Source organism: Thioalkalivibrio sp. ALMg11 (assembly GCF_000377905.1).
GTDB lineage: Bacteria > Pseudomonadota > Gammaproteobacteria > Ectothiorhodospirales > Ectothiorhodospiraceae > Thioalkalivibrio.
On sequence record NZ_KB898876.1, the window covers coordinates 155,396 to 169,443 of the forward strand.

The 14,048-nt window shown below is 65.2% G+C and carries 12 protein-coding genes and 2 pseudogenes; 6 read left to right on the forward strand and 8 right to left on the reverse strand.

All coding sequences use genetic code 11. From position 1 onward, the window contains the following. Positions 1 to 160: 160 nt before the first annotated feature. The 3 genes from D578_RS0111415 (at position 161) to D578_RS0111430 (ending at position 3,955) form a co-directional block, all read left to right on the forward strand. Positions 161 to 802: a hypothetical protein gene (locus tag D578_RS0111415; protein WP_018950076.1), complete on the forward strand. Its 642-nt coding sequence runs from the start codon at positions 161 to 163 to the stop codon at positions 800 to 802. 412 nt (positions 803 to 1,214) lie between these two features. Further along, on the forward strand, positions 1,215 to 2,738 hold the full coding sequence (locus D578_RS0111425; protein ID WP_018950078.1) for an NAD(P)H-dependent oxidoreductase: 1,524 nt from the start codon (positions 1,215 to 1,217) through the stop codon (positions 2,736 to 2,738). A 281-nt stretch (positions 2,739 to 3,019) separates the two neighbouring features. Then, complete coding sequence (locus tag D578_RS0111430) at positions 3,020 to 3,955, forward strand: sulfur oxygenase reductase family protein (RefSeq protein WP_018950079.1); 936 nt, start codon at positions 3,020 to 3,022, stop codon at positions 3,953 to 3,955. Between the two features lie 400 nt (positions 3,956 to 4,355). Here the strand turns inward: D578_RS0111430 and D578_RS0111435 are convergent, their stop codons facing one another. The 3 genes from D578_RS0111435 to D578_RS0111445 form a co-directional block, all read right to left on the reverse strand. Next, on the reverse strand, positions 4,356 to 5,021 hold the full coding sequence (locus D578_RS0111435; protein WP_018950080.1) for an MOSC domain-containing protein: 666 nt from the start codon (positions 5,019 to 5,021) through the stop codon (positions 4,356 to 4,358). Positions 5,022 to 5,109: 88 nt separating this feature from the next. Continuing rightward, positions 5,110 to 5,253 carry a hypothetical protein gene (locus D578_RS16065; RefSeq protein ID WP_018950081.1) on the reverse strand — a complete coding sequence of 48 codons (144 nt, stop codon included), beginning with the start codon at positions 5,251 to 5,253 and terminating at the stop codon, positions 5,110 to 5,112. Between the two features lie 63 nt (positions 5,254 to 5,316). Next, positions 5,317 to 6,375, reverse strand: coding sequence for a triacylglycerol lipase (locus tag D578_RS0111445; RefSeq protein WP_018950082.1), 1,059 nt, complete (start codon positions 6,373 to 6,375; stop codon positions 5,317 to 5,319). A gap of 136 nt (positions 6,376 to 6,511) precedes the next feature. On the opposite strand from D578_RS0111445, the gene D578_RS0111450 reads away from it, so the two are divergent. Together D578_RS0111450 and katG are read left to right on the forward strand one after the other, a co-directional pair. After that, positions 6,512 to 7,207, forward strand: a complete 696-nt coding sequence (locus D578_RS0111450) for a DUF4197 domain-containing protein (protein ID WP_018950083.1) — start codon at positions 6,512 to 6,514, stop codon at positions 7,205 to 7,207. A gap of 273 nt (positions 7,208 to 7,480) precedes the next feature. Continuing rightward, complete coding sequence (gene katG / locus D578_RS0111455) at positions 7,481 to 9,691, forward strand: catalase/peroxidase HPI (protein ID WP_018950084.1); 2,211 nt, start codon at positions 7,481 to 7,483, stop codon at positions 9,689 to 9,691. Positions 9,692 to 9,876: 185 nt separating this feature from the next. On the opposite strand, the pseudogene D578_RS16195 reads toward katG, so the two are convergent. The 5 genes and pseudogenes from D578_RS16195 to D578_RS0111480 form a co-directional block, all read right to left on the reverse strand. Next, positions 9,877 to 10,083: pseudogene (locus tag D578_RS16195) on the reverse strand (EAL domain-containing protein); the annotation flags it as partial. A 104-nt stretch (positions 10,084 to 10,187) separates the two neighbouring features. Beyond that, positions 10,188 to 10,505 carry a hypothetical protein gene (locus D578_RS0111465; RefSeq protein WP_018950086.1) on the reverse strand — a complete coding sequence of 106 codons (318 nt, stop codon included), beginning with the start codon at positions 10,503 to 10,505 and terminating at the stop codon, positions 10,188 to 10,190. A 209-nt stretch (positions 10,506 to 10,714) separates the two neighbouring features. Beyond that, on the reverse strand, positions 10,715 to 11,836 hold the full coding sequence (locus D578_RS0111470) for a flagellin (RefSeq protein ID WP_018950087.1): 1,122 nt from the start codon (positions 11,834 to 11,836) through the stop codon (positions 10,715 to 10,717). 174 nt (positions 11,837 to 12,010) lie between these two features. After that, positions 12,011 to 12,637, reverse strand: coding sequence for a peptide-methionine (S)-S-oxide reductase MsrA (msrA, locus tag D578_RS0111475; protein WP_018950088.1), 627 nt, complete (start codon positions 12,635 to 12,637; stop codon positions 12,011 to 12,013). A 145-nt stretch (positions 12,638 to 12,782) separates the two neighbouring features. After that, positions 12,783 to 12,989 (reverse strand): annotated as a pseudogene (locus D578_RS0111480) (PAS domain S-box protein); the annotation flags it as partial. Positions 12,990 to 13,087: 98 nt separating this feature from the next. Between D578_RS0111480 and D578_RS0111485 the strand changes: the two are divergent. After that, positions 13,088 to 13,981: a hypothetical protein gene (locus D578_RS0111485; protein ID WP_018950090.1), complete on the forward strand. Its 894-nt coding sequence runs from the start codon at positions 13,088 to 13,090 to the stop codon at positions 13,979 to 13,981. The last annotated feature ends 67 nt before the right edge of the window (positions 13,982 to 14,048 follow it).

Genomic DNA, 14,048 nt, shown 5'->3' on the forward strand with positions numbered 1-14,048 from the left:
CCGATAGGACAGTCGCGCCTGCGAAGAATGCGGTCAGGCCGGCAAGGCGCAGGGGGGCGGTCACGAGCAACGGATGGTCCATGACGGTACGATCGGCAGGCGGGGTCGCCAGGCCCCGCAGCGACAGACCGTTCCAATCACGTGACGCAGGGAGGCGCTCATGATTCTTCTGGTTGTATACAGTCTCGCGGTACTGGCCGCATTGGTGATGCTTTTGTCGCGGCGGCGCGCCGCGCTTGGGGTGCGGGTGTTGTATGCCCTCGCGACATTGGTGCTGCCCTTTGCCACGGTATTGCTCGCGCATGCGCTGAACGGTGGCGAGGCATCCGGGGCGGGGTCTTTCGGGGTGGTGCTGTTTGCGTTCTTTGGCAGCCCGTTGTTGATGTGGTGGGTGTTTGCCTATCGGCATCCTGCAGTGGCCCCCGAGGGTCCTGCTGAAAGGGGCGTTGGGCCGGGTTCACCGCCGCCGGAGGCGGCCATGTCGGCCGTGACGGATGACGTGCAAGAGTCCGCGGTAGCCGCGGCACAGCACTCGACTGCACGGGCGCAGGTCTTCCGCCGTGCGGCGCTGGTGCAGACACCGGGGTCGCTCCTGCTGGGGATGGGGCTGGCCGAAAAGCTCGGGGGTAGTGACGGTCCGATCTTTCCGTTTCTGGCGAATGGCTGGCTGGTCGACGGCATGCTGGGGCTGGGGGCGGTTCTGCTTGCCGTATCGCTCCGTATGATCGTCGCAGAACTGCGCAGGGCGTCCGAACCGCAACGGGATGCCGATGCGCTCGGAATCCGTAACCCGCGTCGCTGAGCCACCCTCAGACGCAGTTCGCCGCCCCCGTTTTTCGTACGCCAGGTGAACTGGTCCGCTGGATCGGATTCTGTGAGCTCTCTAACGGAATGCCGCTTCTGCGTATGACGGATCGGTAGCGAGCCTCTCCGGCGCGGGCTATGTTCTGGATGGATCCGCTGTGGTGAACGAATTCCTCGACTCGCGGGATCGGCGCGAAAACGGTCGGTCGGCGCGGACGGGGGCTGGTGCGGGATCGTGGGTATGGGTGAGCAACGCGGTACGGAGGGTTTCGTCATGCAGGGGCACGTCGTTGGCAGGGGTGCAATCCGATTCGCTTGCAGAACCCCGCTTGCGATACCCATGACGATGGTCGTGGTCATGGATTCCGGGCGGGGAACGAAGGCATGACGACAATCTGGGACGTTGCCGCGTGAAGGTGCTCGTCATCCTGGGCCACCCGCGCACCAATAGTCTGTGCGGGGCGCTCGCCGAAGCCTACAGCGAAGGGGCGCGCGCGGCCGGGACCGAGGTGAAGTCCCTGGAGCTGGCGAGCCTTGAGTTTGATCCGCACGTACACACCCCTTCGCCCAATCAGCAGCCACTCGAAAAGGACCTGGAGGCCGCGCGCGGCCTCGTCGAATGGGCCGATCACCTGGTGTTCGTCTATCCCACCTGGTGGGGCACCATGCCGGCGCTGCTCAAGGGGTTTCTGGACCGAATCATGACGCCGGAATTCGCCTTTCGCTCCTGCGAGGGCGGTACCGGATATGAGGGGCTGTTGCAGGGCCGCTCCGCGCAACTGATCACGACCATGGACACGCCGCCGCTGATCCACCGACTTGTGTATCGCCAGCCAGGTACCAACGCGATGGCACGGGCCACGCTGGGGTTTTGTGGGGTCCGGCCGGTGCGCTCGTTGATGTTCGGCTCGGTGCGTAATAGCAACGAGATCCAGCGCGAAGCCTGGTTGCAGCGCGCGCGAGAGGAAGGGCGGCGTCTGGCCAAGGGGCGCGAGAGTCCGGGCGAGTGGCTCTCGCACAAGGCCGGCGCCTGGTTGCAGGCTTTGCGCTTGCAGTTCTATCCGATGACCTTTGTGGCCTATGCGGTGGGCGCGCTGGCTGCTGCTCCGGCGGGCGGGGTGTTCGGCAACCCGGTGTTCTGGCTTGGGTATCTGTGCCTGTTTCTACTGGAAGTGGCCACGGTGCTGGTGAACGAGCGCGTGGACTTTGGCTCGGACCGGCAAAACCGGTTCTATGGCCCCTTCACCGGTGGATCGCGCGTGCTGGTGGAGGGGCTGCTGTCCGCGCGCGAGCTGGGCGGGGGGATTGCCGTCGCGCTGGTGGGTTTCGTCCTCGCGTTCGTTGCGTTGCTGGCGACCGCACCGGGAGACGCAGGGCCGATCCTGGTGGTGATGGCCGTCCTCGCGGTCCTGGCGATCGGCTACACGGCCGCGCCGCTGAAGCTTAGCTATCGGGGGCTGGGGGAGCTGGACGTTGCACTGACGCACAGCCTGGGTGTGCTGCTGTGTGGCTATGTGTTTCTGGCGGGCGAATGGACCGCGCCCTTGCCCTGGCTGCTGAGCCTGCCGCTGTTCCTGGCGATTCTGCCGTCGATCACGCTATCCGGCATTCCCGACCGCGAGGCGGACGCCGCGGTGGGCAAGGGTACCCTTGCCGTGCGGCTGGGCAACGACGGTGCGCTTTGGGTGGCGTTGTCGTTCACGATCCTGGCGGCGGCCAGCGGCGCGTTGTTCGATGCGCTGGGAGGGGCGCAGGGGGCCTATGCCGGGATCGGGTATGTGGTGGTCCCGTATGCCGCGTGGCTTGCCTGGCTCCTGTGGCGTGCGCTGCACCGCGAAGGCCCCAGGGGCCGAATTGACGGGTTGATGGCGGCATCCCTGGGCTATGTGCTCTGGTTCGGATTGTTCCCCCTGGTGAACCTGGTCATGGGGTGATGGTGGGTATCTCCAGGAAAAGAAGCTAAGAAGAAAGCAGGGAAGCCGTGAATTTCCGATGATTTTTTGAAAGTCCGCGGCCGCTGTTCACAGGATCGGCCTCCAGAGTGGCGGCAACTCACGTTGCGGGAGGCTTCCAGCGGTGCATTTGGCCTACAGTCAAGGACTGCAGTGGCCAAAAACCGGGAGGCGCCAGGCTTGGCCATTGTCGGGCCCTGTTGTTGGCCACCTGCGCATGGTGGTCCGCCCGTGGGTGTCCAGGATCAACGAGGTGACAAGCCATGTCCGAGAATCCAATCATTGCCATCAACATGAGCAAGGTGACGAATACGCTCGAGTCCCACGAAAAGATGAACAAGGTCGGCCCGAAGGTCTGTATTACGACGGCGAAGCATCCCGGCTTTCTGGGTTTCGAGCAGCTGATTCAGACCGGGATTCATCCCATGGGGGGGCGTTTCGGTGGGGGCGCGCTGGACATGCGCGAAACACTCAACCCCATTGGCATGTTCCAGTACACCGTATGGAAGGACGTCAAGTCGCATGAGGAGATGCACTACGAGCAGTTCGACACCATCTACGAACTGTGTGGGGCCTGTCTCGACATGCTGATCGAGGGCCCCTGGGAACCGCTCTACGAGATTCGCTTCTCTGATCTGCCCCCGGTGCTGGCCATGACGGATGTTCCACATGCGCTCGCCGCCAGTTTTGCCAATCAGCAACCGGTGCCGAAGATGGCTTTGGCCTCTCAGCGTTCCGTGGTCGTGGGGGATCACTGGGTCATGGATGGCCATGAGGAGGCGTTCGAGGAAGGTGCCCGGAAGACTCTCGATTGGCTGAAGCAGCATGCACCGGGCATGATTGGCTGGATGATTCTGAAGCAGATTGGCGTCTCTGCGATCGGCTCGTTTCAGCTGGATCCGGAAGGGGCTACCAAGGCCACGCTGGGTGCAAACCCGCCGCGTTATGCGACCAACTACGGGACCGAGCCGACGGCGAATCCACCGATCCCGGCGCAGACCCCCGCGCAGTATTTCGTACATATGGAATGGGAGTCGCCGGAGCATGCCCACCAGGGCCTGGCCAAGGCGCTGGTGAACTACGAGCTCCTGCAGATCCACAACAACGGCGTCCTCGCCCATCTGGACCGGGGGCCGTACTACATGCTCTTCGCACCCATGATGGAAGAAGGGAGCTGGCGTGAATATCTTGTCGGTTAAGACCGCGGCCGTGCGTCTCGTTAGAAGGGAAGCAGGACAGGGAAAGCCATCATTGGCCAGTGGTCTCAAGGCCAGTGGAGCGTGCGCCTGAGGCGCCTTATTTGGACGGTGGTTCGCCACTAGGGAGACGCTGATTGAATCGCGCGCTCGCGTTGGTGCCCCCTGTTTTCCGAGACAAGGCGCGTCGTGCAGCGGGTAGTGGTTCTACCCGCAAGCGGCGCAACGCAGGATCGGGGAACAGGGGGCACCAACCCCGAAGGGGCTCGGCCACTTTTGCGCGCGCACGGCGTTGCGGCTCCCTTGTGCAGAATGACTGCACGGCAGTCACCGCGCCTTGTTCGCACGCAAAAGCGACTCGAGCGCGAGCGCGCGATTCAATCAGCGTCTCCCTATTGAGCCGCTACTGGCTACTGGCGGCGGGCGCGCCACGCAGCTTTCTTCGGGCCTTGTCCCGCCAATTGGGTGCCAGGGCTTCGCAGTCGGCGAGTTGCTGCAGGTGCTGGCGGTTCGGTTGCTGATAGACCGTGGCCATGGCCGCGGCGATGCTGAGGCTGCCAGGGAGGCGTTCGAGAAGCTCAATCGCGCCGCCAGCGGCGAGGGTGCCCGGCTGCTGCACGCGGTAAAACCAGCCGCAACGGCCCGTTTCCTGGACCCGGCGGGCCAGGCCGGGGATGTCGAAGCGGACGTCCAGCTTCCAGCAGGGTGTTCGGGGCTGACTTACCTGCACCCGGGCGGAGCCGATGCGATAGACATCGCCAATGTGAACGCTGTGCTCGTCCATGCCGCGGCTTGCGAGGTTTTCGCCGAAGCCGGGGGGCTCGAAGCGCGTGGCCCGCGCCGGGTACTCCGTCTGCCACCAGGCGTAATGGTCGAGGCTGTAGTGGAGCAGCGCCCGTTCGGGACCGCCGTGATTGTCCGGGTCGGCCTGTTCGTCACCGGTCAGGCCGAGGCGATCCACTGATACCTCGCCTGGCACGGGTTGCTTGTCGATGGCGCTGGCGCGGCCCTTGGCGTAGTCCTGGGCCACGCGGCCGGTGTAAATGCCACTGAGGGTAAAGATCGTCATCCGGGGGCTTTCCCTGTTGTTGTGACTCTGACCATAAAACAGTCCGGGCGCGCCGATAGAAGCCGAGAACGAGCCATCCGGCGGGTCTTCAGCGCCCGCTCAGGTAGATCAGGCGGGCGATAAAGGCGATCCCCAGGATGATCCAGCCGACCGGGTAGGGCAGTACGCCCGAGAAGAACGCGGTCAGGCTGGCGATGAGCAGGGCGCCGATGACGAGCAGAGGGATATCCATCCTCTTGAGAGCCAGGATTCCGGCGGACGTTCCGCGCGGGCGGGACACCCCGGGCTCTTGCGCTTACGGGTTGCCTTGCCACTGATCGAGGATCTCCAGGATCGGGTCGATGGCCGGGGGTTCGTCCGTCAAGGCGCCGGGTACCAGAAGACCGCGGTGCGAGGCCTCCAGGAGCAGGGGTTCGGGGTGGCCCTCCAGTACCAGGGACCCCACCGGAACGACGCCGTCACCCAGGCCCTTGCCGGTCTCGTCCCACCACTGGCCGACGCGCTCCGGCAGATCCTCGATGCCGAGCTGTTCGCTCAGGGCCTCCAGGCTGGACTCCATCGCCGGGGTCGGCTCGGTCAGCACGCCGCCGATGATGCGGACCGGGATCGTGTCCGGCCACGGGCGAGCGTTCAGTTGCGCGAGAAAGGTGCTGTCCGGGCGCAGGTCGATCTTGGCGGCGCCGGTGCCGTCACGCAGGCCGGCGAACAGCGAGAAGCGCTGCTCGCGGATGTCGGCCAGCCACTCCCGCACCTCCAGCCACACCCGCAGCCGCGCCCAATCGGAGCCGTGGTTGGGCGTGGCGACCAGGATCACGCCGTCGATGCGGGGGCCCTCCACGCTCGGTGCGGCGCCTACCGGGTGGCGATAACGGGTGATGAAGTCCCGAATCACCAGGCCGCCCATGCTGTGGCCAATCAAGATCACTGGATGGTCCGGATCCAGCTCGGTCCAGTATTCGGCCAGCAGGTCGGTGCTTTGCTCGATGGCCTGATCGTTGGGGTAGCGAAACTCCCAGCCGTTGAGCCCGGCGGCATCCAGGGACAGTGCCAGCTCGTCCCAGATGTTGCCGGGTTCGTCGAGGCCATGCAGCATCAGTACATCGGGCGGGGCGGAATCGTCGAAGGTCTCCGAGCGTGGCACGAAGCCCAGTAGCTCATCCGGTAGCTCCATCGCCTCGGGGAACCACTCTTGCAGCCGATCCTGCACCTCGATGCGCAGCTCGCGCTCGTGCTCCGGGTGCTGTTCCGTCCAGCTTAGCCAGGCCGCCAGAACCACCAGCGGCAGCACGACGATCAGGCCCACGACAATCAGGCGCTTGCGCAGGTGGGATTGGGGGCGTGTGGGGCGGCTCATGGTCAATCACCATCCGATATGCGACGTGTCGCGGCAAGGGCTTGTGCACCGTTGTGGTCGGGCGCAGGCAACCTGCCGACCGGTGTGTATGATGCCTGGACCACTAACCGCCATGCTGTTTTCGAGGAGCGTCTGCATGCTTCGTTTGGTCGTATTCCCCCTGTTGCTGATCCCGTTTCTGTTGACTGCCTGTGCCGGGCTGGATGTGCGTGATTTCGGCCTGAATGGCGGCGGCGATGATCGCGCGGAGGAGGCGATCCGCGAGGCGCTGCGGGTGGGGACCGAGCGTACGGTGCAGCGGACCGGTCGCGAGGACGGGTACTGGGGCAACGCGCTGATCCGCATCGGTCTTCCGCAGGAGCTGGAGCAGGCCGGTGATACGCTGCGGCGCGTCGGGTTCGCCAGCCAGGTGGACGATCTGGAGCGGCGGATGAATCGTGCGGCGGAGTCTGCGGCGCAGGAGGCCGTTTCGGTCTTTGTCAGCGCCATTCGCGGGATGCGGCCGGAGGACGTGTATGGCGTGCTGCGCGGGGCCGATGATGCCGCCACGCAGTATCTGCGCGACGCGTCCGAATCCACCTTGCGCGAACGCTATATGCCGATTGTGCAGGAGCAGATGGAGCGGGCTGATGTCTATCGCGTCTATCAGCCGCTGCGCGATGCCGCGGGCCGTATCCCCGGTTTGTCCGGGCTGGACGTGGATCTCGACCGTTACGTGACCGATCACGCCCTGGACGGCCTGTTCACGATCCTCGCCGACGAGGAGCGCCGCATCCGCGAAGACCCGGCGGCGCGCACCACCCAGCTCTTGCGCGACTACTTCGGACAGTAGGTCTCGGGGCGGCACCCGTTGCGGCCCCGATAGTACGGTCTGCCCGCCACTGGCGTGGATGGCTCCCTGCGCGCGTCTGTCCCCGTCACGTTCCATGCAAATAGACTATCGACCCAGTAGATAAAGAATACTTTAGCTATGGATGGCTGCGGGTGTAGCTTGCAATGCAACGGACAGAACACCGGGCAGGCCTGTGGGAAAAGGGTGCTGCACCGGTTCGATTGACCACGGACCTGGACGGTCCGATCCACCAAGCGACGAAAGGAGAGCGCAATGGGTGCCAACGATTTCAACAGTGAGGGAAAATGCCCGGTGATGCATGGGGCACAAACCCGACTGGGCGGGCACGGCAAGACCATCGAGCAATGGTGGCCGAGCCAGCTGAACCTGAGGATCCTCCATCAGCACACCCCGGAATCCAGCCCGTTGGGCGAAGATTTCGACTACGCCAAAGAGTTCCAGAAGCTGGATCTGAAGGCGGTGAAGGATGACCTCTACGCCCTGATGACGGAATCGCAGGACTGGTGGCCGGCGGACTACGGCCATTACGGCGGCCTGATGATCCGCATGGCCTGGCACAGCGCCGGGACCTACCGCACGGCGGACGGCCGCGGCGGGGCCTCCACCGGAAACCAGCGTTTTTCGCCGGTGGACAGCTGGCCGGACAACGCCAATCTCGACAAGGCGCGGCGCCTGCTGTGGCCGATCAAGCAGAAGTACGGCGACCAGATCTCCTGGGCCGACCTGATGATCCTGGCCGGCAACTGCGCGCTGGAGAACATGGGCTTGAAGACCTTCGGCTACGCCGGCGGTCGCGAGGACATCTTCGCCCCGGAAGAAGACATCTACTGGGGTGCCGAGGACGAATGGCTGGGCAACAACCGCTACAGCGGCGACCGCGAGCTGGAGACCCCGCTGGCGGCGGTGCAGATGGGCCTGATCTATGTGAACCCGGAAGGCCCGGACGGCGAGCCCGACCCGGTCAAGGCCGCGCATGACATCCGCGAGACCTTCGCGCGTATGGCCATGAACGACTACGAGACGGTGGCGCTGATTGCCGGTGGGCACACCTTCGGCAAGGTGCACGGCGCGGGCGACCCGGCGAAGATGGGTCCGGAGCCCGGGGCCGCCCCGGTTGAGGAAATGGGCCTGGGCTGGAAGAACAGCCATGGTACCGGCAAGGGCGACGACACCATTACCGGTGGTCCGGAAGGTGCGTGGACCCCAAACCCGACGCAGTGGGACAACGGCTACTTCGACATGCTGTTCGGTTACGAGTGGGAGCTGACCAAGAGCCCCGCCGGTGCCTACCAGTGGGTGCCGAAGGACGTGGCCGACAAGGATCGGGTGCCGAAGGCGCATGACTCGTCGACGATGGAAACGACGATGATGCTGACCACCGACCTGTCGATGAAGATGGATCCGGCCTACGAGAAGATCTCGCGCCACTTCCATCAGAACCCGGACGAGCTGGCGGATGCCTTTGCCCGCGCCTGGTTCAAGCTGGTGCACCGCGACATGGGGCCGAAGGCGCGCTACCTGGGCCCGGAAGTCCCGGCCGAGGATCTGATCTGGCAGGACCCGGTGCCGGCCGTGGACCACGAGCTGGTCAACGAGCAGGACGTGCAGGCGCTGAAGGAGAAGATCCTGGCCTCCGGCCTGTCTACCCGCGAGCTGGTGAATACTGCCTGGGGTGCCGCCTCGACCTATCGTGATTCGGACAAGCGCGGTGGCGCCAACGGGGCGCGGATCCGTCTGGCCCCGCAGAAGGACTGGGAGGTGAACGAGCCGCAGACGCTGCAGAAGGTCCTGGGCACCCTCGAGGGCATCCAGAAGGACTTCAACGCTGCGCAATCCGGCAACAAGAAGGTCTCGCTGGCGGACTTGATCGTGCTCGGCGGCAACGCCGCAATCGAGCAGGCCGCGAAGAAGGCCGGCAGCGACGTCGATATCCCGTTCCATCCGGGGCGTACCGACGCCACCGAGGAGCAGACCGATACCGAGGCCTTCGAGGTTCTGGAGCCAGTGGCGGATGCATTCCGCAACTACCTGAAGAAGCGCTACACCGTGCCGGCCGAGGAGATGATGCTGGACCGTGCGCAGCTATTGACGCTGACCGCGCCCGAGATGACCGTGCTGGTCGGCGGCATGCGAGCCCTGGGTACCAATATCGGTGACGCGAAGCTGGGCGTCCTCACCAACCGGCCTGGCGAGCTCACAAACGACTTCTTCGTGAACCTGCTGGACATGGATACCGAGTGGCGGCGCACCTCCGAGGAGGCCGAGGCGTTCGTGGGCCGGGATCGCAAGAGCGGAGCCGACCAATGGACCGCCTCGCGGGTGGATCTGACCTTTGGTTCCAACTCGCAGTTGCGGGCGATCTCCGAGACCTACGCCCAGAAGGGTTCGCAGCAGAAATTCGTGAACGACTTCGTGGCGGCATGGAACAAGGTGATGAACGCTGACCGTTTCGATGTGAAATAGGTCCGACGAGGTCCGAAGCGGGTACCGGCGCTTGGCGCCGGTCCCGGCTTCGGATTGGACCGGTCCGTACGACCTCTTGTGGGGCAAGACCCGGCCCCGGCAGGCATTCCTGTCGGGGCCTTTTCGGTTCTTTACGCCTGTGCCGATTCCCGTCGGAGCAGGCATTCATCAGTGGCGTACTTACCTTACCGGCGGGCGTGTAGTGGACCGGTGTGCGGCTGGTCGGATAGCAGTAGGGTCGGGATCTCGTCCGCCAGGAGTGGGCGCACGAAGTAATAACCCTGAATGCAGTCGAACTGCAGCTCGCGACCAATCGCCAGCTGCTCCCGGGTCTCCACGTCTTCGGCAAGGGTGTGCAGGCTTGGCGAGCCGGACAGTAGGACCCTGCCGCGCGCGGTCGCGAGGCACTGCGGTTCCCGGACCTCGACGAGGTATCGTCCGGCTTGCCCGACAGTGCTTGGTGGAGGCGCACTTCGGCGCCGACGCCAGTGGGCGGTCAGAACAGGCCGCAGGCGGGGCCTGTGCGCGCCGAGTGGACCCCGCGGATGTCCGGGTGGGCACGCAGGTCATCCATCATTTCGCTGTACAGACCATCCGGGACATCCCGCGCGAAGGTGATATCGACCCGCCCGTTGCGTCGCATGTTGTAGGCCGTGAAGGCATCTGCATCGTAATCGAACAGGATGTGGGATAGCGCGTCTTCGGAAGCGCGCGCCTCGGGTGTGGTCGCGTGAGAGGTGGTGGCGCAGCCGGTCAGGGCCAGCGTCAGCGCCACAATGAAAATCAGTATGGGGAGCGAAAAGCGAGTGTTCATGGCAAGTCCTCGGTGCGGGGAGCGAGCAAGTTGGCGGTTCCGGGTCTGAGCGACGTCCCTGCGTGATCGCGAGGGAGGCGGCCATACGGGCTCATCGGGTCATCGTGTGAGCAGCCCACCACCTCTAGTTATGTCAAAACCAGAGGGAACTCAAGGGATAGGGAGTGATGTGGCTCACGCTCTCGCTCCTCCATTGACGCATGGCCTGCTTAGGCGAGCAGGCGCAGGACGAGCTGGGGTGCCTGGTTGGCCTCGGCAAGGATGGCGATGCCCGCCTGCTGGAGGATCTGGGCGCGGATCAGGGCGGCGACCTCGGCGGCGTAGTCGGCATCGAGGATGCGACTGCGCGCGGCCTGGAGGTTTTCGCTGCCGATGCCGAGATTGTCGATGATGGATTCCAGGCGGTTTTGCACCGCACCCAGGCGGCTGCGGCGGGCGCTGATCTGGTCCAGCGCCTGGTCCAGGCGGGCGAGGGCGTCGCTGGCGCCCTGCGCGGTGTCGAGGTTGAGCGTGGCGAGACTTCCGTCCACGGCGCGGGTGGCCGGCATGCCCAGCACATCGAGACCGGCGTTGCCGCTGATGGTGATGGTCTTGCGTGCGGTGATGTCCAGGCGGCCGTCGAGGGTGGCGGAGGCGCGGCTTGGGCCTCCGAGCTCGCGATTGATGGCGATGGCCAGTGCCGCGGCCGAGTCGTAGTCGCCGTCGGGCACACCGATCTCTGGCCCGTCGCCGATGCGGATCTGGAAGTCGCCGGAGACCGTGAACGGGCCGTTGGCAAACAATGCCGCCAGGTCACCGGAACGACTGACCGCGCCCCCCCCGAGTTGACGCGTGCGCATGCCGTCGCCGAGATCCACTGCCAGGGTCTGCCCAGCGTTGGCGCCGACCTGGAAGAAGGCGGTGGCGGCGCTGCCGTCGAGCAGGGTGCGGCCGTTGAAGGTGGTCTGGGTGACCACCCGGTCGGTCTCCGCCAGCAATTGCTGGGCCTCGCGGTTGACGGCCTGACGGTCAGACGCGGAGAGGGTGCCGTTGGCGGCCTGCAGGGCCAGTTCGCGTATCCGTTGCAGGTTGCCGCTCATGGAGCCGAGCGCGCCCTCGGCGGTGCGGGTCAACGCGATGCCATCCTGCGCGTTGCGCATGGCCTGGTTGAGGCCGCGAACCTGGGTGGTGAAGCGTTCGCTGATGGCCAGTCCGGCGGCATCGTCGCGCGCCGAATTGATGCGGCGCCCGGAGGCCAGGCGTTGCAGGGCAACCTGCAACGCACCCTGAGAAAGGCGCAGGTTGCGCTGGGCGTTCAGCGACAGGAGATTCGTGTTGATCACCTGAGACATTATTGTCGGGTCTCGCGGCCCGTCACCGGACCGACCTGTACCCGGTGCCATGCCGCCGGGATCATGCAGCCGGAGTTCACCAGCTACAGGGCGTTAACGGCTGTCTTGAGCCGAACTTTAGGGTTGGGTCGCCCGATCCCGCTCCATGATGGCCCGGGCCCGGCGGGTGTGCCGTTACGGCCGGGTGGCGTCGGGTTCCGACCTGTTCGGTGTGCCCCATAGCGCGTGCAGGCGTTCCTCCCGGCCACAATTGGCCACGTAGTCGGCGTAGCGTTCCGGGTGGCTGCGGTAGTAGTTCTGGTGTTCGTCCTCGGCGCGATAGAAGGGTGCAGCGTCCCGTATGCGCGTCACCACCGGTTGGTCGAAGCGGCCCGAGCGGTTCAGCTCGGCCCTTGAGGCTTCGGCGATGGCGCGCTGGGCGGCATCCTGCGGAAAGATGGCGGTTCGATAGTGGGGCCCGCGATCACAGAACTGCCCGTGCGGATCCAGCGGGTCAATGCTGCGCCAGAAGGTCTCCAGGATCTCGCTGAAGTCGATGCGCTCGGGGTCGAAGAGGATACGCACGGCCTCGACGTGGCCGGTGCGCCCTGTGACCACCTGCCAGTACCCGGGATCGAGGGTATGGCCTCCGGTGTAGCCGAGCTCGGTTTCAAGCACGCCTTCCAGCGCATCGAAGGGTGCCTGCATGGACCAGAAACAACCGCCGGCCAGCACCGCCTGTTCGGGCTCGTCGGCCTGTGTCAGGGCCGGCGCCGAGAACAGGAGCAGGGCGGCAAGCCAGAGTGTGCGAGCGAAGGACATGATGCCTCACGAATACATGCGAGCCGATCGTCAGACCTCGGCCCGCGCTTAAGGTGCCCGGCCCGGCAGATGCGGACGTTGGGGTCAGTCCCTACTGGTCATCGCGAGGGATGGAGGATATGGACTCGACCACGAAGTTGGCGCCGCTACAGAACATCCGGTGGTGCTGGCCGATGACTTCCTCGCGGGAGTGGCCTACTGTCTTGAGGAAGAGCTTGTTGGTCGCGAGGAGCTGGCCGCGCGGGGTGAACTCGATGTAGGCGACGGCCTCCCGAATCGCGTCGAGCACGGCCGTGTCGGCGGTTCCCGTAGCAGGATGGGCAGTCGGCGAAGCGGCGGGGCTGGAGAGCATGGCGAGCTCCTTGAGACAGGGTACGGTAGGCGCCGTTGAAAACAATGTACAGGTAATGTACAAGAAACGCACAGATGTTTCCTGTTAGGAGCGATGCAATGGGTAATTGGGCAAAAATCGGGGTGCCAGCCGCCGCCTTCTGGCTGGGATTCTCGGTCCTGTTGGCCGGGTGTGGGGGGACCTTCCCGCAGCCCGGTCCGGATCCGGAATTCGACGACGGACTGAGCGCGGAGGCCCTGTTTCAGCGAACGCTTGCGGCCCACGGCGGGGACCTGCGCAAATACCCGGGCGATCTGAACCAGGCGACCGATGGCGAGTGGGGGCGCATGATCCAGCGCCTCCAGCCGCTGGTGGCCGACGGCAAATACCGCGGCCAGGGCGAAGAGCGTTATCGCCCCGCCGATGATCTGTATGCGGTCCACTACACCGGTCCCGAGGGCACGAAGAGCGTCTTTCGCCACGGTGACGAATTCCGCTTGTATTACGATGGCGAGCGCAGTTCGGACCGCGACCGGATTCGCGCCAGCGCGATGACCACGGACGCCGGCGAGCTGTTCCACTACGGTCCGAGCTTCGTCAAACACCGGGCGACCGCCATGGAGCGGCTGGCGGACCAGCGCGAGGGCGGTGTGAACTACCGCCGGGTACTGGCCACCATCGAGCCGGGGTTCGGCGAGGCGGACGAAGACCGGGTGGTGATGTGGATCCACCCCGAAACCGACCTGCTTTATCGCGTGCATGTCACCTTGAACGGCTTTGGCCCAACCCAGGGTGCCCACGTGGATACGACCTTCCTGGAGTATGCGGAGATCGAGGGGTACACCTTGCCCACGCGCTTCGAAGAACGGGTGCGCGGGCCATTGCGGCTATTCGTGCACGAGTGGTGGGTGACCGGTCGGGACAGCGGACGCGGTTGGGCGCCCGCGGATGTCCGTGGGCCCGGTTTCTCGGGGGCGGCGGCGTCCGCCGCGGCTGACGCTGCCGCCCCGTAAGGGATGTTCGGGTATGCCATCATCGGCCCGCCATGAACGAAGTGAGCCGACCCAAGGCCCGAACCAC

Bases quoted from the DNA above. Each gene is read 5' to 3' on its own strand.
- D578_RS0111415 (WP_018950076.1), top strand. From the start codon at position 161: ATGATTCTTCTGGTTGTATACAGTCTCGCGGTACTGGCCGCATTGGTG.
- D578_RS0111430 (WP_018950079.1), top strand. From the start codon at position 3,020: ATGTCCGAGAATCCAATCATTGCCATCAACATGAGCAAGGTGACGAAT.
- D578_RS0111435 (WP_018950080.1), bottom strand. From the start codon at position 5,021: ATGACGATCTTTACCCTCAGTGGCATTTACACCGGCCGCGTGGCCCAG.
- D578_RS16065 (WP_018950081.1), bottom strand. From the start codon at position 5,253: ATGGATATCCCTCTGCTCGTCATCGGCGCCCTGCTCATCGCCAGCCTG.
- D578_RS0111445 (WP_018950082.1), bottom strand. From the start codon at position 6,375: ATGAGCCGCCCCACACGCCCCCAATCCCACCTGCGCAAGCGCCTGATT.
- D578_RS0111450 (WP_018950083.1), top strand. From the start codon at position 6,512: ATGCTTCGTTTGGTCGTATTCCCCCTGTTGCTGATCCCGTTTCTGTTG.
- katG (WP_018950084.1), top strand. From the start codon at position 7,481: ATGGGTGCCAACGATTTCAACAGTGAGGGAAAATGCCCGGTGATGCAT.
- D578_RS0111465 (WP_018950086.1), bottom strand. From the start codon at position 10,505: ATGAACACTCGCTTTTCGCTCCCCATACTGATTTTCATTGTGGCGCTG.
- D578_RS0111470 (WP_018950087.1), bottom strand. From the start codon at position 11,836: ATGTCTCAGGTGATCAACACGAATCTCCTGTCGCTGAACGCCCAGCGC.
- msrA (WP_018950088.1), bottom strand. From the start codon at position 12,637: ATGTCCTTCGCTCGCACACTCTGGCTTGCCGCCCTGCTCCTGTTCTCG.
- D578_RS0111485 (WP_018950090.1), top strand. From the start codon at position 13,088: ATGGGTAATTGGGCAAAAATCGGGGTGCCAGCCGCCGCCTTCTGGCTG.